Below are 22,740 nucleotides of genomic sequence, written 5' to 3' on the forward strand. Positions count from 1 at the left end.
GTTGGCTGGTGCTATGACGGAAATCGACACGATCGATACGGAAAGCGCTCCACCGCACCATCTTTCGGCGCGCGGGTGGTCCGCGGTGGCAGTGGTGGCGGTAGGCACCTTCACCGTGGTGACCTCGGAGATGCTCCCCGTCGGCCTGCTCACGCCGATGAGCGAGGCGCTGCGCGTCTCCGGGGGACTGGCCGGACTCGCGCTGACGATCACCGGACTGCTGGCGATGACCGCGCCGTTGCTGATGGCGGCACTGGGCCGGGTCGATCGGCGGCGATCCCTGCCGGTGCTGCTGCTCGTGGTGGCGGCGGGCAATCTGCTGTGCGCGGTGGCCCCGAATTTCGCGGTGCTGGTGGCGGGCCGGGTGCTGGTCGGCGTCGGCATGGGCGGGGTGTGGGCGATCTCGGGCAGTCTCGGGGTGCGGCTGGTGCCGCCGCGATCGGTCGGGGCGGCCACCGCGGTGATCTTCAGCGGGATCGCCGTCGCCTCGGTGCTGGGCGTCCCGGCAGGCACGTATCTCGGGGCGCTCGCGGGCTGGCGGACGGCCTTCGCCGCGGCCGCGGTCCTGGCACTGCTGGTCGCCGTGACAGCGGCCGCGATCCTGCCCGCGCTGCCGCCCGAGCGCGGCGTCTCACTGACCGAACTGCCGCGGCTGCTGGCCGACACCCGCTTGCGCACCGGCATGATCGTGGTGGCGCTGCTCGTCGCCGGTCATTTCGCCGCCTACACCTATATCCGGCCGGTGCTCGAACAGCGGACGCACGCCGACGCCGCCACGGTGAGCGCACTACTGCTCGGCTACGGATTCGCCGGTGTACTGGGTACTTTCCTGTTCGGCAGGATTGCATCGCGTGCACCGCGGCGCGCTGTGCTGATCATCTGCGCGGGACTGGCCGCCGCGGTGGCCGTGCTGGCGTGTGCGGGCGGCTCACCGGTGTGGGCGGGCGCGCTGCTGCTGGTGTGGGGTGTCGCCTATGGCGGCGTCTCGGTGAGCACGCAGTCGTGGACCTTGATGGCGGCGCCCGGCGCCCGTGAGGCCGCCTCGGCAATCCTCGTCGCGGTGTTCAATGCCGCCATCGCGGTCGGCGCGCTCGGCGGGGGCCGTGCCGTCGACGGTGGAGGTCCGGCCGCTGCCCTGTGGCTCGGCGCGGGGCTGGTCATCGTCGCGGCAGCGGCGGCCGCCCTCGGGAAAGCGCCGCGGGGAAGCTGAGGGTTTCCGTCAGGCCGCCGAGCGGCTGCGCAGGAGACCCGTCACCGCCTCGGTGAGTTGGAACGGGTCGATCGGGTGCGGCACCGCGGCCTCGGCGCGGGACCAGTTCGCCAGCCAGGCGTCGTCGGCGCGGCCGGTGAGCACCACGATCGGCGGACAACTATCGAGTTCGTCCTTGAGCTGCTTGGCCAGGCCCATCCCGCCGGTCGGCGCCGCCTCACCGTCGAGGATCGCCAGGTCGATACCGCCGGCATCCATGTGCTGGACGAGTACGGGCGCGGTCGCCACCTCGACGTACTCGACCGGTGGCAGCTCGGGATGGGGATGTTTGCCCAGCGCCAGCATCACCTGGCGGCGGGTGTCGGATTCGCTCGAGTACACGAGCACCCGCAGCACGGCGGGACGGTTCGCATCGGCCACCTTTCGCATGCTACGTCCGCGGTGCCCGGCGCCGGGGCAGGTTCGCCGACTGCGCTGGGTCGCGTCGGGGGACCTGACCGTCCGGTTGATCGTCCCGCGCGGAATCTTTGCTGGTCGTCACGGCCGAAACGCGAGATCCTGAGAAGCACCGAAGGGCAAGGACGGATGGTGGCAACCTATGCGAATTTCCGAGATCCTGCGTAAGAAGGGGACCGACGTGGTCACGATCGCACCGCGGACGCCGGTGCGAGAGTTGCTCGCGGTGCTGGCCGAGCGGAATGTGGGCGCGGTGGTGGTGTCGGCGGACGGCGTCGCGCTGGACGGCATCGTCTCCGAGCGAGACATCGTCCGCCGCCTGCACGTGGTGGGGCCGGACCTGCTCGACCGGCCGGTCACCGAGATCATGACGACGGTGGTGCACACCTGCTCGCCCGACGACCGCGTGGAGACGCTGCGCACCACGATGACCGATCACCGGATCCGGCACCTTCCCGTGCTGCGCGACGGCCGGATGGTCGGCATCGTCAGCATCGGTGACGTGGTCAAGAGCGCGATCTCCGAGCTGGAGACCGAGCGTGAGCACCTGGAACAGTATCTGCTCGGCTGATCGTCACCGCGGGCGGCGGTCGTACGCCGCGTCGCGGGATTGCAGCCGGACCCGCTGCGGCGACAGTCCGAACGGACCATCGATACTGATCACGGGCTCCTCTTCGGAGACCCGCGCGGGTTGCGGCGGCGGTTCCGGCTCGTCGTAGTCGGCGGGACCGGTGCGTGACAGGGCGTCGCGCACCGCCACACCCGCCTCGGCGCACAGCCTGACCAGCCGGACGCGGTCCTCGCCGGTGTCCACACCGACGCGGAATTCACGCACCAGCCGATCCAGTACTTCCGCCAGTTCCACGGCCTCCGCCGTGGTGTCGCACTGGCTCGCGATAGTGATCATGTCCTGCAAACGCGCGGAAAGACTTGGCATTCAACATCCCCTCCCGTGCCGTTGGCCCCGCGTCCAGGATAGCGGCCCGCGGGGATGCTGCGACGAATACCCGGCAAACGCGCGGGGCGGAACTAGGCCAGACCCCAGGCCTGCAGGATATAGGTGACGTTGGCGGCGATCGAGGTGACGACGTTGGCCAGGTTCAGGGCGGACGACCCGAGGTCGATGATCGGCACGGAAATCTCTCCATTCTTCGGTAATCAGCGCATTCACGGTAGGTCGCGCCGCAATCGCCCGGCAACCGGCAGTGCGGGGCGCCGGCGGTGCCCGAATACCGCGTGTTGTCCCGCTGATACGTTCTGCCGCAATTGTTTTCGGGAGTTCTGTACTAATGCGAGCGAATTGTCTCGGATGTCGCCCATGGCGGATTTCACTGTTTCGGCACGGTTGTGGCCGCGATCACCGGGGGTATCGAGCGTCGCGGGTGGCGGAACGAACACGGTGCGCAACATGCCGCTATCGGATTTTCATCAGGTCGTAACAGCGAAAACCACTGCCGGGCGGAAGTTTCGGAGGCACAATTCTCGGCGGGCGGATCTTACGAATCCACCGGCTCGCGGTCTATCGCACCGCCGATCGGGTGGGGTCCGAGATGTGCTGCGGCCCTCGGACCTCACCGCCCGGCATCGACCGTCGGCCGCGTAGGTCCGCCGACCAACGCACTGCGCGCCGGGCCCCCGGGCCCGGCCGCGGCAGGCGATGATTCCTCCTACCCCCTGCGGGCCGTGGCGGCCGCCCCTATTAGGGTGCGTGACGCAACTCGAGGGCCGGGCGCCGGTCCGTGGACGTAGAGGAAAACGTATGCGTCGCATCGCGATATCCGTGTTCACCCTGACCGTCGCGCTCGCCTGCGGGGCGTGCGGGTCCTCGGACGGCGGGCAGGACACGACGGCCGGTGGGTCCACCCCGGCCACCACATCGAGCGGTGCGGCGCAGCCCGCGGCCAAACCTTGCAACGAGCAGTCGTGGCCGCAGGCGGTGCCCGACTTCCGCGGCAAGCAGCTCGGCGAGACCGTCGTCGGCGCGGGCCTGTGCTTCGCGATCAGCTCCATCACCGCGGCCGACGGGCGGGACGTGATGAACGATTCGTCCAGCCACACCACCGCCTGGACGATTACCGACCAGTCACCCGCCGCGGGCACCTCGGTATCGGCGGACACCCCGATCACGCTGAAGGTGGATGCGGCGCAGCCCAACTGAGTTCGCGGCGGCCGCCTACGGCGCGGCGGGGAACACGACGGTGAAACGCGCGCCGCCCGCCGGGCCGTCGTCCACCCGGATCTCGCCACCGTGGCGGTCGACCACATCGCGCACGATGGCGAGCCCTAGGCCCGCACCGCCCTCGTCGCGGCTGCGCGCATCGTCGAGCCGGACGAAGCGCTGGAACACGCGCTCCCGGTCGGCGGGCGCGATGCCGCGCCCGTCGTCGCTGACCTCCAGCGCCACCGCGCCGTCCGTCCGGCGCACGGTGACCCGCACGGCGGTGGCCGCGTGACGCTGCGCGTTGTCGACGAGGTTGCCCAGCACCCGAGCGATCTGGATGCGGCTGCCGAGCAGGGGCGCGGGGAGATCCGGCAGGTCGGCCAGCACCGGATGCGGGTCCGCGGCGCGGTGCCCGAGTTCCTCTCGCACCAGCTCCGCCAAGTCCACCGGCTCGCGGCGGGGCCGCTCGCCGGCGTCCAGGCGGGCCAGCAGCAGCAAGTCCGCGGCGAGATGTTCGAGCCGCACCGAGTCGGCGATCAACCCGTCCACCTCGAGCAGGTGCGGATGCGCCTGGGCGACCTCGAGCTGGGTGCGCAGGCTGGCGATGGGACTGCGCAACTCGTGCGCGGCGTCGGCGACGAACCGGCGCTGACGTTCCGAGGACTGCTCCAGGGCGGCGAGGGTGGCGTTGGTCGTCGCCGCCAGCCGGGCGATCTCGTCGTGCGAATCCGGTTCGGGGACACGGCGGGTCAGGTCACCACCCATGATTTCGGCGAGTTCGCGGCGGATCGCCTCCACCGGGCGCAGCGCGCGACGGGTGACCAGCCAGGTGACGCCACCGACCAGCACGAGTAAGGGCGGCAGGCCGAGCAGCATGGCGTTGCGGGCGCCGGAGACGGCCTTGTCGGCGGTCGCGAGCGACGCACCGGCGTAGATCGTGACGGGCTGCCCCGACGCGGTCGCGGGCAGGGCGGCGACCCGGAAGTCGTGGCTGCCGGTCTCGTCGTCGGCGATCGGGAGCCGCATGTTCCGCAGCTCGAGCGCCTTCGCCGAGGAGGAGTTCGCCAGCTCCGCGGTGCCGGGCTCGTCGCCCTGCTCGTCGTCATCGTCGTCTTCCTCCTCGGCCTGCTCCGCGGCGCCGGAGAAGCCGGTGGCCATCGACGGCTCGCCGCGCAGCTTGTCGTCCTCGGCGGCCAGCACCCGACCGGCGGCCGAAACCACCTGCACCGGTTGATTGTCCGCGTCGGGCAGCTTGAGTTGCGCCGGATCGATGCCGCGGACGAGTTGCGCCTCGACGTTGCGTGCGGTCATCTCCGCCTGCAGGCTCGCGCTGTCGATCAGGTTGTGCCGCAACACCGCCAGTACGGCCGCGCCCGCGGCGACTAGCCCGACCGCGACGACCGCGGTGGCGGCCGCCGTGGTGCGCGCGCGGACCGAACTCAACCACCGCGGTCGCCGCCGCAGGACCGACCAACCCGGCACGCGTCGTAACTCAGGCACGATCGGCCACCAAGCGGTAGCCCGCGCCGCGCACGGTGGTGATCGACCGCCGGCCGAACGGCGCGTCGATCTTGCGGCGCAACGTACTGATGTACACCTCGACGATGTTCGGGTCGCCGTCGTAGGCGAAATCCCAGACATGTTCCAGGATTTCGGCTTTCGACACGATCTCACCGGCGCGCACCGCGAGCTGCTCGAGCACCGCGAACTCCTTGGCGGTCAGCACCACCTCCTCCGCGCCGCGGCAGCAGCGGTGCGTGTTGGGATCCAGACTCAGATCGCCGACGTTCAGCACCGGCACGCCGCCGCGGGTGCGCCGGCGCAGCAGGGCCCGGATGCGGGCCAGCAGCACCACGTAGGAGAACGGTTTGCGGAGGTAGTCGTCGGCGCCGGTATCCAGGCCCTCGGCCTCGTCGTACTCGCCGTCCTTCGCGGTCAGCATCAGCACCGGCGTCTCGTGGCCCGCCGCGCGGAGAGCGGCGCACACCTGATAGCCGTTGCGGCCGGGCAGCATGATGTCGAGGATGATCACATCGTGGGCGCCGGTGGTGGCCAGATGCAGGCCGTCGGTGCCGTCGTAGGCGACATCCACGGCGAAGCCTTCCGCCTCCAGGCCCTTGGCGAGGGTGTCGGCGAGACGCTTCTCATCCTCCACGATCAGCAAACGCATGGCTCCTAGCCTGACAGATGCATCCTGAAGGCGGTTTCAGGTCCGTTCAGGTTGGCTTCAGGGCCGGGTTGGGAGGGTGAGGGCCACGTTGGAGATCATCACCGCCCCAGGAGGTTCGACCATGGAACTCTTTCTTCGCCGGATCATGCACGGTCTGCGCTGGATGCTCGTCGGCGCTGTCGCCGTCGCTGTCATCGGGGGCGGTGTGGTGCTGGCATCGTTCGGTTCGGGCGGCACCGCGGCCGCCGCCGTGCGTCCGGATCAGGCTCACACGCAAGGGAATCCGGCGGTCACGCGGGAGCAGGCGACCGCCAAGGCTGTCGAGGCGGTGCCCGGCGGCACGGTGCAGTCCGCCGAACTGGACACCGACCGCAACGTGACGGTGTGGGAGGTGGATGTGCGCGGCACCGACGGCATCGACTACGAGGTGCGCGTGGACGCGGGCTCCGGCGCGGTGCTGAGCCACGATCGCGACGACGACTGAGCCCCAGACAGCGCGGCGGGTCGGGTGAGATACCCGGCCCGCCGCGCTGTCTCGCGAGCATCCCGTGCGAGGTCGGCGCGCACCGGTTACGGTGTGTTCGAGCGCGGGTGTGACGGGAACCGTGGCCGGACGCGGTTTCCGTAGCGGGAGGGAGTTCGATGAGCACGATCACGCCGAATTCGAGCTGTTCCCACCCGGATTCGACCCCTGCGCGAACGGCACGGCACCGGCATTGAGCCGGATCGCCGCCGAATTCGGCGAGTCGTCGGAACCCTCACCGGCGCGGCGCTTTTCGGAGTGCGCGCCGCGGCGGCTCGGGTGCGAGCGCACCGCGCCGAGCACGCGACGGGAGGCGGTCGCGACCCGAAGCGGCCGGGTGTCCCGGCCGGAAAGCGCAGTCGCCCAAGCCTTCACCCTGCCCGTGCCGGTGGTCGACCGGCTGCTGGCAGGCGCCTCCCGCGCCGGGCTGACGTTCGACACCCTGGTGACCACGGCGTGGGCGCTGGTGCTGGCGCACGTAACGGGCAGCGACGACGTGGTTTTCGGCATCGCCTCGGCGCTCTGCGCGACCGGTTCGGGCGCGGCGCGCACGGTGCGGCTGTTCGACACCGCGACCGTGCGTGCCCGGCTGCGCCCCCGGCAGACACTCGCCGAGCTGGCCGCCGGAATACAGACCGCCCCGGCCGAAACATCGGATACCGCGGTGCTTTTCGTGGACGTCCCGCCCGATGCCGACGATCCGAGCGAGCACGGGACCGAAATCCACTCGGGCACTACCGCTTTCCTCGACAGCCACACCACGCTGGTGGTGGTGCGGCCGCGCGCCGGGCGGCCGTCCTTCCGGCTCGTCGTGCACCCGGCCCACGTGGCCCGGTTCGGGTACGCGGAGCGATGGTGGGACCGGTTCTACGCCGCCTGCACCGCGCTCACCGACGTCCCCGGGCGGACGGTCGCGGCCACCGACCTGCTCCCCGGGGACGAACGGCGCACGGTGCTGAGCTGGAGCGAGCGGAGAATCTTCGTCCTGGACCCCATGTTGCGCCCGTCCCCGCCGCTGGTGCCGGGCGAGATCTACGTGTGCTCCGACCAATTCGCGAACGACGAGCACGCCGCGCGGACGGCCGCACATCTCGTCGCCTGCCCGTTCGGCCCGCCCGGCACCCGGATGTACCGGACGGGGGAGCGGGGCCACTGGGACCGTTCGGGCACGCTGCACCCGAATCGGTGACGGTTCACTTCCCGGCGGCGCGGGCCAGTTCCTCCGGGTAGCGCGCACCGGCGACGGCGTCCGCGGGCGCGGCGGCCTCGATGCGTGCCACGTCGTCGGCGCTCAGCTCGATGTCGACGGCCGCCACGTTCTGCTCGAGATAGGTGCGGCGCTTGGTCCCCGGGATCGGCACGACGTCCGCGCCTCGGCTCTGCACCCATGCCAGCGCCAATTGCCCTGCGGTGACGCCCTTCTCCTGGGCCAGCTCCCGCAACGCGGTGACGATCGCCAGGTTGCTGTCGATATTGCCGTCGGCGAACCGGGGCAGGCGGCGGCGCATATCGTCGGCGGGCAGATCGTCGGTGGAGGTGATGGCGCCGGTGAGGAAACCGCGGCCCAGCGGGGAGAACGGCACGATGCCGATGCCCAGTTCGCGGCAGGCCGGCACCACTTCGGCCTCGATCTCGCGGGTCCACAGCGACCACTCGCTCTGCAGCGCGGTGACCGGGTGCACGGCGTGCGCGCGGCGGATGGTGGCCGCGGATGCCTCGGAGATGCCGAGGTAGCGCACCTTGCCGGCGGTCACCAGCTCCGACAGCGCGCCCCAGGTCTCCTCGATCGGCACGTTCGGATCGACGCGATGCTGATAGAACAGGTCGATGTGGTCGACGCCGAGCCGGGCCAGCGACGCATCGGCGGACTGCCGCACGTAGGCGGCGTCGCCGCGCGCGCCCATCGACCCGCCCTCGCCCCACACGATGCCGAACTTGGTCGCCAGCACCACCTGGTCGCGCCGGTCCGTGATGGCCCGGCCGACGAGTTCCTCGTTGACGCCGGCGCCGTACACGTCGGCGGTATCGAGCAGCGTGACACCGAGATCCAGCGCGCGATGGATGGTGGCGATCGACTCGGCGTCGTTGTCACGCACGCCGTAGGCCTGGCTCATGCCCATGCACCCGAGCCCTTGCGCACCGACGGTCAGCTCACCGAGTTTCCTGGTCGCGATCATGCGGACGGTCCTCCTTGGTTACACCGGATCCTGGTGAGCACGCGCCCACCCCTCACCGACGCTACGACCCGGAGCGAACTCCAAGTCAAGAGCCGTCCACCATTCCGGCGAACTGGTTCGCCTATCACCCATTCCGGCGAACTGGTTCGGCTATCACCATTCCGGCGTGTTCTTGGCCGGAATCTACGTGCGAGATTCCGGCCAAGAACCGGCCGGAGTGGCGTACTAGAGGGCGCCCGGTGCCGGGCGGCGTTCCGCGGGCGCTTGCATCACCTGCTGCCACCACGACGAGAGTGGACTCGGTTCGGGCCAGACTACGGCCTCGTCCGGCGCCGCCTCGTCGTTCTCGGGCGAGACGGTCGGAGTGATATTGGAGCGGACAGTCATCACGGTTCTCCTCCGGAAACAGTGACGAGCTCCGGAAGCCGCGCTGCTACAGAGGGTTTCGGAAGCTCGAACCTCCGGCTCACCACGGTGTGAGCAACCCAGATCTTTGTCAGCAGAAGTGATCTTTTTCTATCAGATTTCGCAATATTGCGCAGCCACAACGGCATACGTGACCGAGAAAAGTGAGCAGAGTTACTCGTCGAGCAGATCGACCAGCCTGGTCATGGCGGTGGTGAGCAGTGCTCGCTCGCCGGGTTCCAGATCGTCCAGCGCGGCCGCGAAGCGCTGGATGCGGGCCGAGGTCAGGCCGTTGACCAGGGCGTGTGCGGGTTCGGTCGCCGTCAGCAGCTGTGCGCGGCCGTCCACGGGATCGGCCGTGCGTTCGATATAGCCGACCTTCTCCAGGCCCGACACGATCCGTGACATGGTCGGCGCGGTGACGCGTTCGGCCGCGGCCAGGTCGCCCAGTCGCATCGGGCCGGTGCGCACCAGCGACGCCAGCGCGGAGGCCGATCCGGGGCTGAGCGATCCCAGGTCGCCGGCGCGGCGCAGCAGCCGATTGATCCGGCCCAGCGACAGATAGAGATCGGCCGCCTCGGCGAGCTGCTCGGCGCTGCGCGTGCGCTCCTGCTGAATCATCCTGACTTCGCTCCTACCCGAGTCGAGGCCGTGCCGGTATTGCCCGATTCGGCGCGGTCTGTTTCCGCAAGTATGCCCGCACGCTCCGCTTCGGCGAGTTCCTCCCGCTCGTCCACGACGTATCGCCCGCCCGCGAACCAGGACGCGATCGCGCCGATCAGCATCATGAGCGCGGCGCCGAGGAAGACCACCACGAGTCCGGAGTGGAACGGGCCCGAGATCAGGTTCGGGAAGAACTCCTGACCGGTGAGCACGTCGGCGTGCACGCCGGGCTGGTCGAGCGTCCCGGTGGGGCCGAGCAATTCCTTGAAGGGGTTGTACCCGAGGAAGGTGGCGAACAGGCTGCCCACGGGCGGCATGTCGGCCACCTGACCGGCCACGTCGGCGGATACGCCCTGGCTGCGCAGCCCGGAGTCCATCGCGCCCGGCAGAGTGCCGGACAGGCCGACGATCATCAGCGAGAAGAAGATGCCGATCGACAGCGCCATGCCGCCGTTCATCAGGGTCGCCCGCATGCCGGAGGCGACGCCGCGCTGCGAGGCCGGCACCGCCGACATCACCTCCGCGGTATTGGGCGAGGCGAACATGCCCGAGCCGAGCCCGTTGAACAGGATGACCAGCGCGAACACCCAATAGTTGAAGTCGACCGGGATCACCACCAGCAACACGAAGGTGACGGCCACGATCGCGAGCCCGCCCGCGGCGAACGGCCGCGCGCCGTAGCGATCCGACAGCCAGCCCGAAACCGGCCCCGCCGCAAGGAAACCCACGGTGAGCGGCAGCATGTAGATGCCCGCCCACAGCGGCGTGGACTCGTAGTCGAAGCCGTGCAGCGGCAGCCAGATGCCCTGCAACCAGATGATGAGCATGAACTGCAGCCCGCCGCGCCCGACCGAGGACATCAGGCTGGCGAAGTTGCCCAGCGCGAAGGTGCGGTTGCGCAGCAGCGACATCTGGAACATCGGCTGCTTCACCTTGGTCTCGATGTAGCAGAACGCCGCCAGTAGTGCGATGCCGCCGAATACGGCTCCCAGGACCCACGGATTGGTCCAGCCGGTCTTGGAGCTGCCGTGCGGCTGGATGCCGTAGGTGATGCCGGTCAGCAGGGCGGTCAGACCCAGTGCGAAGGTCAGGGTGCCGGGCAGATCGAGCGAGCCGGGCGTGCGCACGCCGTTGTCGTGCAGCGACCGGTAGGACCAGACGGTCCCGATGATGCCGAACGGCACACTCACCCAGAACACGGCCTTCCAGTCCCATTCGGCGAGCAGGCCGCCGATCAGCAGGCCGAGGAACGACCCGGCGACGGCCGCGACCTGGTTGATGCCCAGCGCCACGCCGCGCTGCCGGGAGGGGAAGGCGTCGGTGAGGATCGCCGAGGAGTTGGCCATCAGCATGGCGCCGCCGACGCCCTGGATGACCCGCCACACGATCAGCCACATCGCGCCGCCGCCGAGGTCGAAGGGATCGAACGACAGCGCGATCGCCGACAGCGTGAAGACGACGAAGCCGAGGTTGTAGATGCGCACCCGGCCGAACATGTCGCCGAGGCGTCCGAACATCACGACCAGCACCGCGGAGGTCAGCAGGAAGCCCATGATGAGCCACAGCAGGTAACTGACGTTGCCGGGCGAGAGCGGGTTGAGGTGGATGCCACGGAAGATCGCCGGCAGCGAGATGATCACGATCGAGGAGTTGATGGTGACCATCAGCATGCCCAGCGTCGTGTTCGACAGCGCCACCCACTTGTAGTGCGGGTGGTCGTGATCCACGCGCAGCCGGCGGCGGATGGTCCGGACGTCGCCGACGTCGACGCCGCCGGGGGGTTGAGCGAAAGTCAAGAGCGTCCTTCCAGGTAAATCGAGTGGACGGAACCTCTTGTCAATATAGTTGTAGGCCGCTAACTAAATAAATACGGCGGCGAATGGAATATGTCACAGCCGGAAGACCGCGGCCCCCACCTGCTCGGCATCGGTGAGATGGGCGACGAACAGGCGCGCGGCCGGGGTCGGGGTCCGGGTGGTGACCGCATGCCAGGGCCGATCCAGCGGCGTGCCGTCGACCGCCAGCACCTCCAGTCGCCCGCTCGCGACATCGTTCTCGATGGCGTCGCTGTGAATCAGCGTGATGCCCAAGCCTTCCCGGGCGGCGGCGAGCACCGCGCCGTGCGAGCCGAGGGTCAGCGTCGGCGGGCGGATCTGCAGGCGGTCGAGCAGGGCGAGGGTGGTTTCGCGGGTGCCCGAGCCGTGGCCGCGCAGCAGCCAGGTGGCGGTCAGCGGGTTCGGGCAGTGGCCGGGCGCGCCGACCACGACCAGGCAGCTGGGCCGCCGGGCGCGGACGACCAGGCCCGTGTCGCGCGGCGGGCGGCCCGCGATGACGAGATCCGCCTCGTGGTGCAGCAATTCGAGGAACAGCACATCGCGGGGCTGGATCGAGAGGCCGACCTCGATGTCGGGGTAGCGGTCCCGGAACGACACGAGCGGGCGCAGCAGCACGTACTCGCCCGCGGTGGCGACGACGCCGATGCGCAGGCGCCCGGTCTCGGCCCGGCGGACCGCGGCCTGGGCCTCGTTGATCAAACCCAGGATGCTGCGGCAGTATTCGGCGTAAACCCGGCCGGCCTCGGTCAATGTGATGCCGCGCCCGGATTTCGCGATCAATTTCGCGCCGAGCTGTTTTTCGATGTGCGCGACGGCGGCGGAGGCGGCCGCCTCGGTGATGTGCAGTTGCGCAGCGGCGCGCCGGATGCTGTTGTGACGAGCCACGGCGAGAAAGGTTTCCATTCGGATCGCACTCACCGTCCCCATCGTCAGACGGTAGCAAACTCAACGATTCGATTGAGCGAGACGAGAAACAATCGAATTGTTCGGCCACACCGGCGGAGTTCATGCTTGAGCTGCACGGTGCCACCCGGGACCAACAGGAGGAACGATGGCCGACGAATCAGCACGCGACCGCTGGGATCCGGGCGTTCAGTCCTATGCCTCGATGGGTTACTACGACCCCGGATACGAACCGAGCGACACCGATGTGCTCGCGGTGTTCCGGGTGACGCCGCAGCCGGGCGTCGACCCGGTCGAGGCGTCGGCGGCCGTGGCGGGCGAATCCTCCACCGCCACTTGGACGGTCGTGTGGACCGACCGCCTCACGGCGAACGATCGGTACCGCGGCAAGTGCTACCGGGTGGACGAGGTGCCGGGCCGACCGGGGGAGTACTTCGCGTATGTCGCCTACGATCTGGATCTCTTCGAAGAGGGTTCGATCACGAATCTGACCTCCTCGGTGATCGGCAACGTCTTCGGTTTCAAACCGCTGAAAGCATTGCGGTTGGAGGACATGCGTATTCCGGTGGCATACGTCAAGACCTTTCCGGGTCCGCCGCACGGCACCGTGATGGAACGGGAGTATCTGAACAAGTACGGGCGGCCGCTGCTGGGCGCCACGGTGAAACCGAAACTCGGTCTCTCGGCACGCAACTACGGCCGGGTGGTGTACGAGGCCTGCCGGGGCGGTCTCGATTTCACCAAGGACGACGAGAACATCAACTCGCAGCCGTTCATGCGATGGCGTGATCGTTACCTTTTCGCGATGGAGGGCGTAAACCGGGCTATCGCGGAAACCGGTGAGCTGAAGGGACATTATCTCAATGTCACGGCCGCGACGATGGAGGACATGTACGAGCGCGCGGAGTTCGCGAAATCGCTCGGCAGCGTCATCGTCATGATGGATCTCACCGTCGGATACACCGCGATGCAGTCGATGTCGAATTGGGCGCGCCGCAACGGCATGCTGCTGCACCTGCACCGCGCCGGGCACTCCACCTATACCCGGCAGAAGACGCACGGCGTCAGCTTCCGGGTGCTGGCCAAGTGGTGCCGGCTGATCGGCGTCGACCATCTGCACGCGGGCACGGTGATCGGCAAGCTCGAGGGCGACCCGCACACGGTCAAGGGGTTCTACGACACCTTGCGCGACAACCACATTCCGGCGAATCCGCGCAACGGCATCTTCTTCGACCAGCACTGGGCGAGCCTGCCCGGCGTGATGCCGGTCGCGTCCGGGGGCATCCATGCCGGGCAGATGCATCAGTTGCTGGATCTGTTCGGCGACGACGTGGTGCTGCAATTCGGGGGCGGCACGATCGGGCATCCGATGGGAATCGCCGCGGGCGCCGAGGCGAACCGGGTGGCGCTGGAGGCAGTTGTCAAGGCGCGCAACGAGGGTCGCGACCTGCTGAAAGAAGGGCCGGATGTGCTGCGCCGGGCGGCGGAGCTGTGCCGCCCGCTCGACGCCGCGCTCACCACGTGGGGCGATGTCACCTTCGACTACACCTCCACCGACGCGCCCGACGCCGTACCCACCGCCAGCCGCTGAAAGCCGAGGTCCTCATGTATTTGCGTCAGGGAACGTTCTCCCACCTGCCCGCCCCGACCGACGCCGACATCGCCGCCCAGGTGCGGTACGCGCTGCTCAACAACTGGCCGGTATCGATCGAGTACACCGACGACCCGCATCCACGCAACGTGTACTGGGAGATGTGGGGCCTGCCGCTGTTCGACCTGGACGAGCCCGACGGTGTGCTCGCCGAGCTTCGAGGCGTGCCGGACCACGTTCCCGCGCCACTACATTCGCGTCACCGCCTACGACGCGAGCTACGGCAGGCAGACGACCGCCCTGAGCTTCCTGGTGCAGCGTCCGGCCGAGGAGCCGGGGTTCCTGCTGACCCGGGTCGAATCCGACGACCGCCGCCAGCGGTACGGCTGGCAGCCGTACGCGACCGGATCCCCGTCCGGCCGCCGCTACGGCGCCTGAGGCGGCGCGGATGGTCACCGAAGGCAGCCGGGACACCTCGCCCGGCGGGTTCCGGATGTACCGGCCGGGCGCCGCGAACGGCTCGGCGAGCCCCCGAGACCCGGACGGCGGGGCATCGGCGGCAGCCCCGCCGTCCGGCCCGGTGCTGGAAGACGATGCGCTCCTGGACCTTTCGGCGGATCTGGTCGACAGCACACTGGCGCGGCTGGACGCCGAACTGGTGGGCCTGGCGGCCGTGAAAGGTCGGGTGCGTGAGATCGCGGCGCTGCTGCTGGTGGAGCGGGCTCGCGAGCGGTTCGGGCTGGAGTCCGCCCGCCCGACCATGCACATGAGCTTCACCGGCGGTCCGGGCACCGGCAAGACGACGGTGGCGCTGCGCATGGCCGAACTCCTGCACACCCTCGGCTACATCCGGAAACCGAAGGTGCACAGCGTGACTCGCGACGACCTGGTGGGCCAGTTCATCGGCCACACCGCACCCAAGACGAAGGAGGCGCTGAACCGCGCCGCCGGGGGAGTGCTGTTCATCGACGAGGCCTACTACCTGTTCCGGCCGGAGAACGAGCGCGACTACGGCCAGGAGGTCATCGAGATCCTGCTGCAGGAGATGGAGGCCGAACGCGCCGGCCTGGTGGTGATCTTCGCGGGTTACCCGGATCGGATGGAGACGTTCTTCTCGGCCAATCCGGGGCTGTCCTCGCGCGTCGCGCACCACCTCGAATTCCCCGACTACAGCCACGACGAACTGCTGTCTATCGCGGAGCTGATGACGGCGGAGCTGAATTTCGCATTCGACGCCGACGGGCGGGCGGCGTTCGCGAAGTACCTCGAATTGCGTATGGCGCGACCACGTTTCGCGAACGCGCGCAGCGTGCGCAACGCGCTGGACCGGTGCCGCCTGCGGCAGGCCAAGCGGCTGGTGGAGCTGCACCGGCCGCTGGGCCGCGCCGATCTGGTGACGCTCACGGCCGCGGACGTCTACGGCAGCAGCGTCTTCGCCGACACACACGACCGATCCCCGTGAGGAGTTGACCGGCGTCATGCCCGAGGGACTACAGACGCTCACCCGGTACACGATCGAGCAGGAGCACCGCCACCCCGGCTCCTCCGGCGAGTTCTCCGCGCTGGTGAACGTGCTGGCCACCGCGACGAAGATCATCGCCAATCAGGTCACCCGGGGCCGCATCGTCGGTTCGCTGGGCGCGCAGACCGCCGACAGCCTGCCGCCGACGGTGCACCGGCGACTCGACGCGATCGCCAACGACATCATGGTCGCCGAATCCCAGTGGACCGGACTGCTCTCGGCGCTGCTGTCGGAGCAGACGGCCGAATTCCACCCGGGCCCCGCCGAATACCGGCGCGGGAAGTACCTGCTCGCCTTCGATCCGCTCGACGGCTCGTCCAACATCGACGTGAATCTGCCCGTCGGAACGATTTTCAGCGTGCTGCGCGCACCCGAGGAGGACCGCGTGCCCGCGGCCGAGGACTTCCTGCAGCCCGGCGTGCGCCAGGTGTGCGCCGGTTTCACCCTGTACGGCCCGGCCACGATGCTGGTGCTCACCACCGGCAGCGGCGTGGACGGCTTCACCCTGGACCGGGAGATCGGCGCGTTCGTGCTCACCCACCCGCGCATGCGAATCCCGCAGGACACTTCGGGATTCGCCATCAACGCCGCCAACGAGCGGTTCTGGGAGCGGCCGGTGCGGCGCTACGTCCACGAATGCCTCGAGGGCGTGGACGGCCCGCGCGGCCGCGACTTCAACATGCGCTGGGTGGCGTCGCTGGTCGCCGACACCTTCCACATCCTCACCCGCGGCGGAATCTACCTGTACCCCTACGACACTCGCGATCCCGAGCGACCCGGCCGGGTGTCGCTGCTGTACGGGGCCAATCCGATCGCCTTCGTCGTGGAGCAGGCCGGTGGGGCCGCCACCACCGGCGGCGACCGGGTGCTCGAGGTGGCGCCGCGGGCACTGCATCAGCAGGTGCCGATCATCTTCGGCTCGCGGCGGGAGGTCGAGCGGATCGTGGGCTATCACCGCGAACCGGAGGCGGGGCCGAGCTTCGATGCCTCACTGTTCGGCACGCGCTCGCTGTTCCGTCCCGCGCCGCACTGAGACCCGCTGCGCGCCAACGAGTTCCACCGCAGGGAGAGGCCATGTCGCTGAAGCATCCCGTGGTCGCCATCACCGGGTCCTCCGGTGCCGGAACCACCAGTGTCACCAGGACCTTCCAGGAGATCTTCCGGCGCGAGGGCATCACGGCAGCCATCGTGGAGGGGGATTCGTTCCACCGGTTCGACCGTCACGAGATGAAGCTGGCGATGGCCGAGGCCGAACAGAACCGTAATCTGCACTTCTCGCATTTCGGGCCGGAGGCGAATCTGCTCGAGGAATTGGAGACGCTGTTCCGGGACTACGGCGAGACGGGGGTGGGACTGGCGCGGCGCTACCTGCACGACGAGGGCGAGGCCAAACCCTACGGCCAGGAGCCGGGCACCTTCACCCCGTGGGAGGAGCTGACGCCGGGTAGCGATCTGCTGTTCTACGAGGGCCTGCACGGCGCCGCGGTGACCGGCGTGGTGGATGTCGCGAAATACACCGATCTGTTGGTGGGTGTGGTGCCGATCATCAATCTGGAGTGGATTCAGAAGGTGATCCGCGACAAGACCGATCGCGGGTACTCCAGCGAGGCCGTGATCGACACCATCCTGCGCCGCATGCCCGACTACGTGAAGTACATCTGCCCGCAGTTCTCCCGGACCTACGTCAATTTCCAGCGGGTGCCGACGGTCGACACCTCCAATCCCTTTATCGCGCGGACCATTCCGACCGCGGACGAGAGTTTCGTGGTGATCCGCTTCGCCGATCCCAAGGTGATCGACTTCCCGTATCTGCTGTCGATGCTGCACGACTCGTTCATGTCGCGCCCCAACTGCATCGTGGTGCCGGGCGGCAAGATGGACCTGGCCATGCAGCTCATCTTCACGCCGCTGATCCTGCGCCTGATGGACAAGCGGCCCAAGCGCCTGGCCTGATCACTTGCGTTCGGCGACGGCGGCCGCCTCGATGGCGTCGGGATGGTCGTGGACCCAGCGCGGATCGGCGAACCAGGTGTAGGCGGAGACCAGGGCCGAGGCGACCACGGCCGTGTAGAGCATGTCGCGGCCGTCCACGACCAGGCTGACCAGGCCGCCGATGACACCGCCGAGCGCGAAGGAGAAGTACAGCACCGCGTAACCGAGCCAATCGCGGGCGGTGCCGCCGGCCAGATGGCGTTCGATGCCCTGCGCCAGCTTCACCAGGGTGCCGGTGACGTAGGTGAGGGGGATCGACACCTCGCCGTTCTTCACGAAAGAGGTGTTGAGCGCGCCCATGCCGAACGCCACGAACAGGATCGGCGTCAGCCCCAGGTTCCGGTCGTGGTGGGTCAGCACGCGGTCGATCACGGCCGCCAGCAGCAGCGCGATCGTGGCGAGGACCGTGGCGCCGTGCGGATGATTGCGCCACAGGTGCCGCCGGCAGACGGAGGCGACGATGACACCGACGACGAAGCAACCGATCAGCGCAAGCGCGCCGCCCGCGAGGGTGTAGTCACCGAGGAAGTTGCCGAGGATGGCGCGCTCGGTGTTTCCCGTCATGAAGGTCACGAAGTAGCCCGCGGAATGGGTGTACGCGGCGGCGCCGACGAAGCCCGCCAGCGTCGAGAGCACGGCGGAAAGCCGCGTCTCCAGGTCCCAGAACGGTGTAGAGGAAACGTCCGGTTTCGAGGTCACAGCGACAGGCTAGCAACATATGCATGACCATGCATGGATCGTGCTTTCCCACTCGTGTGAAGCGAGTCTACCGACGCACCCTATCGTGAGCGGCGGGCCGCGCACGGATGCGGCGCGAGAAGGAGGTGCCGGTGCGGGTCACATGGGATCAGGTGTTCGCCTGGCGGCTACGCCGGCAGTTCGTGCGCCCACGGGCCGCCGCCGACGTGGTGGCCGTCGCCGAACGGCTGGGTGGCATCCAGGCGCAGGTGACTTCCGCCGCGGAAACCGCTGCCGCCCTGCGTCTTCCGTCGGCGGAGCCCGGTGGAGTGGCCGCGGCGCTGGAGTCCGGCGCGCTGATCAAGACCTGGGCCGTGCGTGGCACCCTGCACGCGATCACGCCCGGTTTCGCGCGGGCGGTGCTGCCCCTGCTCGCCTCCGCGCGGATCTGGGAGAAGCCGAGCTGGCAGAAGAACTTCGGCGCCAGTCCCGCACAGGTCGCGGCGCTGGCCGACGCGGTCGGCACCGTGCTCGACGACGCCGTGCTCACCCGCGCGGAGCTGGTGACGGCCTTGCTGGCCGATTCCCGGTTCCACGCGCTGGGTGAGCAGCTGGGCTCCGGCTGGGGTGCGGTGCTCAAGCCACTGGCCTGGCAGGGCGTGCTGTGCCACGGCCCGGCGCGGGGCGCCAACATCACCTTCACCAGTCCCGCCCGGGCCGCCCGGGCCGCCCGGGAATGGGGCCCGCTGCTCGCCCCCGACGCCGCCGCGGCGCGGGTGATCACCACCTACCTCGGCGCCTACGGCCCCGCCACCCAGGAGGCGTTCAACGCCTGGCTGATGCGCGGAGCATTCGGCAAAACCGCTGTGCGCCAATGGTTCGCCGACCTCGGCGACGCGCTGACCGAGGTGGATATCGAGGGCCGCCGCGCCTGGCTGCGCACTGTCGACGCCGAGGACCTGGCCACCACCACCCCCGAGTCGTCGGTTCACCTGCTGGGCCCGTTCGACCAGTACATCCTCGGCCCCGGCACCAACGACACCGCCCTCCTCCCCGCCGAACACCGCGCCAAGGTGAGCCGCACCGCCGGGTGGATCTCGCCACTGGTCCTCACCGACGGCCGCATCACCGGCACCTGGGAAACCGGCGACGACACCCTCACCGTCACCATGTTCTCCGGCGAACTCCCAGCCACTCGGTTGCTGCGCGAAGAGATCACCGCGGTAGCCCGTGCTACCGCCCAACCCGGACCGGTCGGGTTGGAGCTGCGTACCGCCTGAACCGCGGTCAGGACTGGCGGGTCGGCGTGAGGTAGGACGCCAGTGCCGCGGTGGTGGCAGCGCGGCCCAGCTCGAGCGCCCGCAGGAGCAGCCGTTCATCGCGGGCCACCCGCCCCACGGTGGGGGAACCCGCGGGCGGGCGGATTTGCAGGATGGCGGCGTGCTCGGCCATGGCCCGCTCGTCGCGATGGTGCTGCTCGGCGCGGGCCAGCCAGCCGTCTACGACGCCGGGCGCGTTCCGGGCGAGGAAGCGGGTGACCACTCGGCGCTCCAGTTCGGAAGGGACGCTGGGTATTTCGTCGGCACGGCGCGTCCGCAGCACGAGTGCGTGGGTAGCGCCCTGGGCCAATGCGGTGCGGATGGGCACCGACTCCGACATTCCCGCGTCCACGTAGCGGCGCCCGGCGAGACTCACCGGCGGCCCCGCGAGGACGGGCATGCAGGTACTGGCCCGCAGCGCGCGCTGCAGCGACGCGACATCGGTGAGATACGGATGCAGGTCCACGGCGGCGCCGTCGGCGGCGTCGGTGCCGATCGGGTGGAAGGTGACCGGGTTGGCGAGGATGGCCGCGAAGTCCATCGGCACGATCCGCTCGTACACCGCGTGTACCAGATACCGGGTGTCGACCACGCAACCGCCCCGCAACGCCCGTGCCGGCGAGATGACCCGCCGCACCACATCCCCGTGCCAGGCCCGCCGCGCCCGGTTCGCCCGCCCGCACAGCAGCCAGGCCCCGTTCAGCGCACCGGCCGACGACCCGTACACGGCATCGAAACAGGGCAGCAGGCCCGAGTCCTCCAAGGCGGCGACCATGCCGTGCGAATACACCCCGCGCGCCGACCCGCCCTCGATGACCAGGGCCAGCCTGGCGTCGTCGGCGCGGCGTCCGGGTGCGCTGCCCTCGGCGTGCCGCCGCGCGACCAACTCGCCGACCGCTGATCGGGTATCGCTGTTCGGCACCGGCAGCCTCCTGGAAACAATCGCGTTTCTGTTTAGCACACGCGATGCGGAGGCAGCGGGGCGGAAGGGTTCGGTGCGGGCCGCCCCCAGGGGGATGGGGTCGGGCGGCCCGCCCGATCAACAATGCCGTGTCACCGCGCGGCAACCCCAGGGACTTTCGTCCTCTACCCGGTGGCCGGAAGGCCGTTCGTGGCGGCCGGTAGCCTGCCTGCATGCTGACCGAACCGGGCGAGCGGCTGATCGACACGGTGGCGTGGGTGCTGATCGAGGACGGGCGCATCCTGTGCGCGCGACCGCGCGGAAAAGACGTCTTCTTCATCCCGGGCGGCAAGCGCGAAGGCGCGGAGAGCGACCTGCAGACCCTGCTGCGCGAGATCGCCGAGGAGCTGACGGTCGCGCTGCTGCCCGGCACCGTCGCCCACGTGGGCACCTACGAGGCCGAATTGCCCGGCGGCCCCGGCGGTTCGGTGCGGATGGCCTGCTACACCGCCGACTACACCGGCACCCTCGAACCCAGCAGCGAGATCGCCGAGATCGCCTGGTTCGACTACGCCGACCGCGCCCTGGTGCCCCCGGTCGATCAACTGCTGTTCGACGATCTCGCGGCGGCCGGCCTGCTGCCCGGTGGCGGCGCACCCGCCGCGGGATAACGCCGCGGGGGGACTGGTCCCGGCCCGGAATGGGTACTTTGCCAGTCGCCGCCAATTTCGCCGAGGCGTTTCATCTGGATCTCGGTGCGGGGGTCGGGATCACGCTCGTCGCGGTGGCGTTCATGGTGCTGGTCAGCGTGGTCACTATGCGCGGGGTCAGCGAGTGCCTGTGGGCGAACGTGGTCCTGACCTGTGTGGAGGTGATCACTGCAGCTGCAGTCCGGGAGCAGCGGCACCGACAGGCCCTCGCCTCGGCCGAGCAGCGCGGCGCGGGTCACGGTACCGGCGCCGAACCGGTCGCGGAGCCGATCGAGGGTCTCGTCGAGGGCCGCGCCGGGCCGGGTGTCGAGAGGCAGGGTGAGCTGGCGCGGGTCCGCGTCCTCGAGATTGGTCAGCGACAGGCCGACCAGGGTGAGGCCGCGTTCGCGGATCATCGGCAGCGCCGCCGACAGCAGCGCGCGGGCGGTGCGGACGATGACCACCCCGTGGTCGGTCGCCTCCGGCAGGGTGTGCGAGCGGGTGGCGCGGCTGAAATCGTCGAATCGCAAGCACAGCACCACGGTTCGGCACAGTCGGTCCGCCGCACGCAAGCGGTGCCCGAGGCGGTCGGCCAGGCCGTGCAGGTAGGCCTCGATTTCGGCGGGCGTGCGCGGCCGGCGTCCGAGGGCGCGCTGTGCGCCGATCGACCGCCGGCGGCGCCCGGTCTCGACGCGGCGCGGGTCGCGGGCCCAGGACAGGACGTAGAGGTGCCGGCCGGCGGCCGGGCCGAGGATCGAGGACAGCGAGCGTTCGCCGAGTTCGGCGAGCTGTCCGATCCGGGTGATGCCGTGGTGGTGGAGCTTGGCGGCGGTGACATCGCCTACGCCCCAAAGTCTTTCGATCGGCAGCGGATGCAGGAAGTCGAGTTCGGCGTCCGGCGGCACCTCCAGCAGGCCGTCGGGCTTGGACACGGCGCTGGCGACCTTGGCGAGAAATTTGGTCCGGGCCACCCCGACCGAGATCGGCAGCCCGACCTGATCCCGGACATCGGCGCGAAGTTTGCGGGCGATGTCGACGGGCGCTCCCGCGATCCGCCGCAACCCGCCGACATCGAGAAACGCCTCATCGATGGAGATGCCCTCCACCTCCGGTGTGGTGTCGCGGAAGATCTCGAACACGGCCCGGCTGGCCTGCGCGTACGCCGACATACGCGGCGGCACCACGATCGCGTGCGGGCATAGCCGCAGCGCCTGCCCGGCGTTCATCGGTGTCCGCACCCCGAGCGCCTTGGCCTCGTAGCTGGCCGCCAGCACCACCCCGCCGCCCACGATCACCGGTTTGCCGCGCAGTGCGGGCGTGTCCCGCTGCTCGACCGCGGCATAGAACGAGTCCAGATCCGCATGCAGGATCGAGGACTCCGCCCGCGCCGCCATCCGCGGCCGCCGAGCGGCGGAATCCCCGCGGTTCGAGAACTCTGCGACACCGGACACGAACATATGTTCGCATGGCCGGGATCGTCACCGCATGCGGCATGTCTTGACCCAGATCGGCCGCGAAGCTATCTTCGTCCCGATTATCCGTCAC

23 protein-coding genes and 2 pseudogenes are annotated in these 22,740 nt (G+C 69.4%); 13 read left to right on the forward strand and 12 right to left on the reverse strand.

Translation table 11 applies throughout. From position 1 onward, the window contains the following. The first annotated feature begins 13 nt into the window (after positions 1 to 13). A complete protein-coding gene (locus ACFMRZ_RS04905) occupies positions 14 to 1,210 on the forward strand; it encodes an MFS transporter (RefSeq protein WP_400178088.1) in 1,197 nt (398 codons plus the stop codon). Between the two features lie 9 nt (positions 1,211 to 1,219). Here ACFMRZ_RS04905 and ACFMRZ_RS04910 read toward each other — a convergent pair whose 3' ends face one another. Continuing rightward, positions 1,220 to 1,639: a hypothetical protein gene (locus ACFMRZ_RS04910; RefSeq protein ID WP_400178089.1), complete on the reverse strand. Its 420-nt coding sequence runs from the start codon at positions 1,637 to 1,639 to the stop codon at positions 1,220 to 1,222. Positions 1,640 to 1,808: 169 nt separating this feature from the next. On the opposite strand from ACFMRZ_RS04910, the gene ACFMRZ_RS04915 reads away from it, so the two are divergent. Further along, entirely contained in the window at positions 1,809 to 2,237 is a 429-nt protein-coding gene (locus tag ACFMRZ_RS04915; protein ID WP_400178090.1) for a CBS domain-containing protein, read from the forward strand. Between the two features lie 3 nt (positions 2,238 to 2,240). Here ACFMRZ_RS04915 and ACFMRZ_RS04920 read toward each other — a convergent pair whose 3' ends face one another. After that, positions 2,241 to 2,603, reverse strand: a complete 363-nt coding sequence (locus ACFMRZ_RS04920) for a hypothetical protein (protein WP_280371227.1) — start codon at positions 2,601 to 2,603, stop codon at positions 2,241 to 2,243. An 822-nt stretch (positions 2,604 to 3,425) separates the two neighbouring features. Between ACFMRZ_RS04920 and ACFMRZ_RS04925 the strand changes: the two genes are divergently transcribed. Continuing rightward, complete coding sequence (locus ACFMRZ_RS04925) at positions 3,426 to 3,824, forward strand: PASTA domain-containing protein (protein ID WP_280276894.1); 399 nt, start codon at positions 3,426 to 3,428, stop codon at positions 3,822 to 3,824. Positions 3,825 to 3,839: 15 nt separating this feature from the next. Here ACFMRZ_RS04925 and ACFMRZ_RS04930 read toward each other — a convergent pair whose 3' ends face one another. Together ACFMRZ_RS04930 and ACFMRZ_RS04935 are read right to left on the reverse strand one after the other, a co-directional pair. Then, a complete protein-coding gene (locus ACFMRZ_RS04930; protein ID WP_400178091.1) occupies positions 3,840 to 5,327 on the reverse strand; it encodes an ATP-binding protein in 1,488 nt (495 codons plus the stop codon). Then, positions 5,320 to 5,997 carry a response regulator transcription factor gene (locus ACFMRZ_RS04935; protein ID WP_280276892.1) on the reverse strand — a complete coding sequence of 226 codons (678 nt, stop codon included), beginning with the start codon at positions 5,995 to 5,997 and terminating at the stop codon, positions 5,320 to 5,322. The genes ACFMRZ_RS04930 and ACFMRZ_RS04935 overlap by 8 nt, the downstream gene beginning before the upstream one ends. 121 nt (positions 5,998 to 6,118) lie before the next feature. On the opposite strand from ACFMRZ_RS04935, the gene ACFMRZ_RS04940 reads away from it, so the two are divergent. Further along, entirely contained in the window at positions 6,119 to 6,481 is a 363-nt protein-coding gene (locus tag ACFMRZ_RS04940) for a PepSY domain-containing protein (RefSeq protein ID WP_400178092.1), read from the forward strand. Positions 6,482 to 6,590: 109 nt separating this feature from the next. Further along, positions 6,591 to 7,709: a hypothetical protein gene (locus tag ACFMRZ_RS04945; protein WP_400178093.1), complete on the forward strand. Its 1,119-nt coding sequence runs from the start codon at positions 6,591 to 6,593 to the stop codon at positions 7,707 to 7,709. Between the two features lie 4 nt (positions 7,710 to 7,713). Here the strand turns inward: ACFMRZ_RS04945 and ACFMRZ_RS04950 are convergent, their stop codons facing one another. From ACFMRZ_RS04950 to ACFMRZ_RS04970, 5 genes are all read right to left on the reverse strand, one after another. Beyond that, on the reverse strand, positions 7,714 to 8,697 hold the full coding sequence (locus ACFMRZ_RS04950; protein WP_400178094.1) for an aldo/keto reductase: 984 nt from the start codon (positions 8,695 to 8,697) through the stop codon (positions 7,714 to 7,716). A gap of 225 nt (positions 8,698 to 8,922) precedes the next feature. Next, positions 8,923 to 9,084, reverse strand: coding sequence for a hypothetical protein (locus tag ACFMRZ_RS04955; protein ID WP_280270158.1), 162 nt, complete (start codon positions 9,082 to 9,084; stop codon positions 8,923 to 8,925). A gap of 192 nt (positions 9,085 to 9,276) precedes the next feature. Beyond that, on the reverse strand, positions 9,277 to 9,723 hold the full coding sequence (locus tag ACFMRZ_RS04960; protein WP_280270159.1) for a MarR family winged helix-turn-helix transcriptional regulator: 447 nt from the start codon (positions 9,721 to 9,723) through the stop codon (positions 9,277 to 9,279). Next, positions 9,720 to 11,561, reverse strand: coding sequence for an MFS transporter (locus tag ACFMRZ_RS04965; RefSeq protein WP_400178095.1), 1,842 nt, complete (start codon positions 11,559 to 11,561; stop codon positions 9,720 to 9,722). The genes ACFMRZ_RS04960 and ACFMRZ_RS04965 overlap by 4 nt, the downstream gene beginning before the upstream one ends. Before the next feature lie 93 nt (positions 11,562 to 11,654). Next, positions 11,655 to 12,527 (reverse strand): LysR family transcriptional regulator, encoded by an 873-nt coding sequence (locus ACFMRZ_RS04970; protein ID WP_280369556.1) that lies wholly within the window; start codon positions 12,525 to 12,527, stop codon positions 11,655 to 11,657. A gap of 124 nt (positions 12,528 to 12,651) precedes the next feature. Here ACFMRZ_RS04970 and ACFMRZ_RS04975 point away from each other — a divergent pair, with 124 nt between their 5' ends. The 6 genes and pseudogenes from ACFMRZ_RS04975 (at position 12,652) to ACFMRZ_RS05000 (ending at position 17,569) form a co-directional block, all read left to right on the forward strand. Beyond that, on the forward strand, positions 12,652 to 14,094 hold the full coding sequence (locus ACFMRZ_RS04975) for a form I ribulose bisphosphate carboxylase large subunit (protein ID WP_280369558.1): 1,443 nt from the start codon (positions 12,652 to 12,654) through the stop codon (positions 14,092 to 14,094). A 14-nt stretch (positions 14,095 to 14,108) separates the two neighbouring features. Beyond that, a pseudogene (locus tag ACFMRZ_RS04980) lies at positions 14,109 to 14,246 on the forward strand (ribulose bisphosphate carboxylase small subunit); the annotation flags it as partial. A 49-nt stretch (positions 14,247 to 14,295) separates the two neighbouring features. Beyond that, complete coding sequence (locus ACFMRZ_RS04985) at positions 14,296 to 14,532, forward strand: ribulose bisphosphate carboxylase small subunit (RefSeq protein WP_400178096.1); 237 nt, start codon at positions 14,296 to 14,298, stop codon at positions 14,530 to 14,532. A gap of 10 nt (positions 14,533 to 14,542) precedes the next feature. Then, positions 14,543 to 15,556 carry an AAA family ATPase gene (locus tag ACFMRZ_RS04990; RefSeq protein ID WP_400178097.1) on the forward strand — a complete coding sequence of 338 codons (1,014 nt, stop codon included), beginning with the start codon at positions 14,543 to 14,545 and terminating at the stop codon, positions 15,554 to 15,556. A gap of 16 nt (positions 15,557 to 15,572) precedes the next feature. Continuing rightward, a complete protein-coding gene (locus ACFMRZ_RS04995) occupies positions 15,573 to 16,649 on the forward strand; it encodes a class 1 fructose-bisphosphatase (protein ID WP_280275768.1) in 1,077 nt (358 codons plus the stop codon). Between the two features lie 41 nt (positions 16,650 to 16,690). Continuing rightward, positions 16,691 to 17,569 carry a phosphoribulokinase gene (locus tag ACFMRZ_RS05000; RefSeq protein ID WP_400178098.1) on the forward strand — a complete coding sequence of 293 codons (879 nt, stop codon included), beginning with the start codon at positions 16,691 to 16,693 and terminating at the stop codon, positions 17,567 to 17,569. Here ACFMRZ_RS05000 and ACFMRZ_RS05005 read toward each other — a convergent pair whose 3' ends face one another. Continuing rightward, positions 17,570 to 18,307, reverse strand: coding sequence for a YoaK family protein (locus ACFMRZ_RS05005; RefSeq protein WP_400178099.1), 738 nt, complete (start codon positions 18,305 to 18,307; stop codon positions 17,570 to 17,572). It abuts the gene before it with no gap. Positions 18,308 to 18,438: 131 nt separating this feature from the next. On the opposite strand from ACFMRZ_RS05005, the gene ACFMRZ_RS05010 reads away from it, so the two are divergent. After that, entirely contained in the window at positions 18,439 to 19,566 is a 1,128-nt protein-coding gene (locus ACFMRZ_RS05010; RefSeq protein WP_400178100.1) for a DNA glycosylase AlkZ-like family protein, read from the forward strand. Between the two features lie 7 nt (positions 19,567 to 19,573). On the opposite strand, the gene ACFMRZ_RS05015 is transcribed toward ACFMRZ_RS05010, so the two are convergent. Continuing rightward, positions 19,574 to 20,527: a patatin family protein gene (locus ACFMRZ_RS05015; protein ID WP_400178101.1), complete on the reverse strand. Its 954-nt coding sequence runs from the start codon at positions 20,525 to 20,527 to the stop codon at positions 19,574 to 19,576. Between the two features lie 212 nt (positions 20,528 to 20,739). Here ACFMRZ_RS05015 and ACFMRZ_RS05020 point away from each other — a divergent pair, with 212 nt between their 5' ends. After that, positions 20,740 to 21,177: an NUDIX domain-containing protein gene (locus ACFMRZ_RS05020; protein ID WP_400178102.1), complete on the forward strand. Its 438-nt coding sequence runs from the start codon at positions 20,740 to 20,742 to the stop codon at positions 21,175 to 21,177. 218 nt (positions 21,178 to 21,395) lie between these two features. Here the strand turns inward: ACFMRZ_RS05020 and dinB are convergent. Beyond that, a pseudogene (gene dinB, locus ACFMRZ_RS05025) lies at positions 21,396 to 22,652 on the reverse strand (DNA polymerase IV); the annotation flags it as partial. Positions 22,653 to 22,740 lie beyond the last annotated feature (88 nt).

Source organism: Nocardia sp. N2S4-5, from assembly GCF_044628355.1.
GTDB classification, from domain to species: domain Bacteria; phylum Actinomycetota; class Actinomycetes; order Mycobacteriales; family Mycobacteriaceae; genus Nocardia; species Nocardia wallacei_B.

Bases quoted from the DNA above. Each gene is read 5' to 3' on its own strand.
- ACFMRZ_RS04905 (WP_400178088.1), top strand. From the start codon at position 14: ATGACGGAAATCGACACGATCGATACGGAAAGCGCTCCACCGCACCAT.
- ACFMRZ_RS04910 (WP_400178089.1), bottom strand. From the start codon at position 1,639: ATGCGAAAGGTGGCCGATGCGAACCGTCCCGCCGTGCTGCGGGTGCTC.
- ACFMRZ_RS04915 (WP_400178090.1), top strand. From the start codon at position 1,809: ATGCGAATTTCCGAGATCCTGCGTAAGAAGGGGACCGACGTGGTCACG.
- ACFMRZ_RS04920 (WP_280371227.1), bottom strand. From the start codon at position 2,603: ATGCCAAGTCTTTCCGCGCGTTTGCAGGACATGATCACTATCGCGAGC.
- ACFMRZ_RS04925 (WP_280276894.1), top strand. From the start codon at position 3,426: ATGCGTCGCATCGCGATATCCGTGTTCACCCTGACCGTCGCGCTCGCC.
- ACFMRZ_RS04935 (WP_280276892.1), bottom strand. From the start codon at position 5,997: ATGCGTTTGCTGATCGTGGAGGATGAGAAGCGTCTCGCCGACACCCTC.
- ACFMRZ_RS04940 (WP_400178092.1), top strand. From the start codon at position 6,119: ATGGAACTCTTTCTTCGCCGGATCATGCACGGTCTGCGCTGGATGCTC.
- ACFMRZ_RS04950 (WP_400178094.1), bottom strand. From the start codon at position 8,697: ATGATCGCGACCAGGAAACTCGGTGAGCTGACCGTCGGTGCGCAAGGG.
- ACFMRZ_RS04955 (WP_280270158.1), bottom strand. From the start codon at position 9,084: ATGACTGTCCGCTCCAATATCACTCCGACCGTCTCGCCCGAGAACGAC.
- ACFMRZ_RS04960 (WP_280270159.1), bottom strand. From the start codon at position 9,723: ATGATTCAGCAGGAGCGCACGCGCAGCGCCGAGCAGCTCGCCGAGGCG.
- ACFMRZ_RS04970 (WP_280369556.1), bottom strand. From the start codon at position 12,527: ATGGGGACGGTGAGTGCGATCCGAATGGAAACCTTTCTCGCCGTGGCT.
- ACFMRZ_RS04975 (WP_280369558.1), top strand. From the start codon at position 12,652: ATGGCCGACGAATCAGCACGCGACCGCTGGGATCCGGGCGTTCAGTCC.
- ACFMRZ_RS04990 (WP_400178097.1), top strand. From the start codon at position 14,543: ATGGTCACCGAAGGCAGCCGGGACACCTCGCCCGGCGGGTTCCGGATG.
- ACFMRZ_RS04995 (WP_280275768.1), top strand. From the start codon at position 15,573: ATGCCCGAGGGACTACAGACGCTCACCCGGTACACGATCGAGCAGGAG.
- ACFMRZ_RS05000 (WP_400178098.1), top strand. From the start codon at position 16,691: ATGTCGCTGAAGCATCCCGTGGTCGCCATCACCGGGTCCTCCGGTGCC.
- ACFMRZ_RS05020 (WP_400178102.1), top strand. From the start codon at position 20,740: ATGCTGACCGAACCGGGCGAGCGGCTGATCGACACGGTGGCGTGGGTG.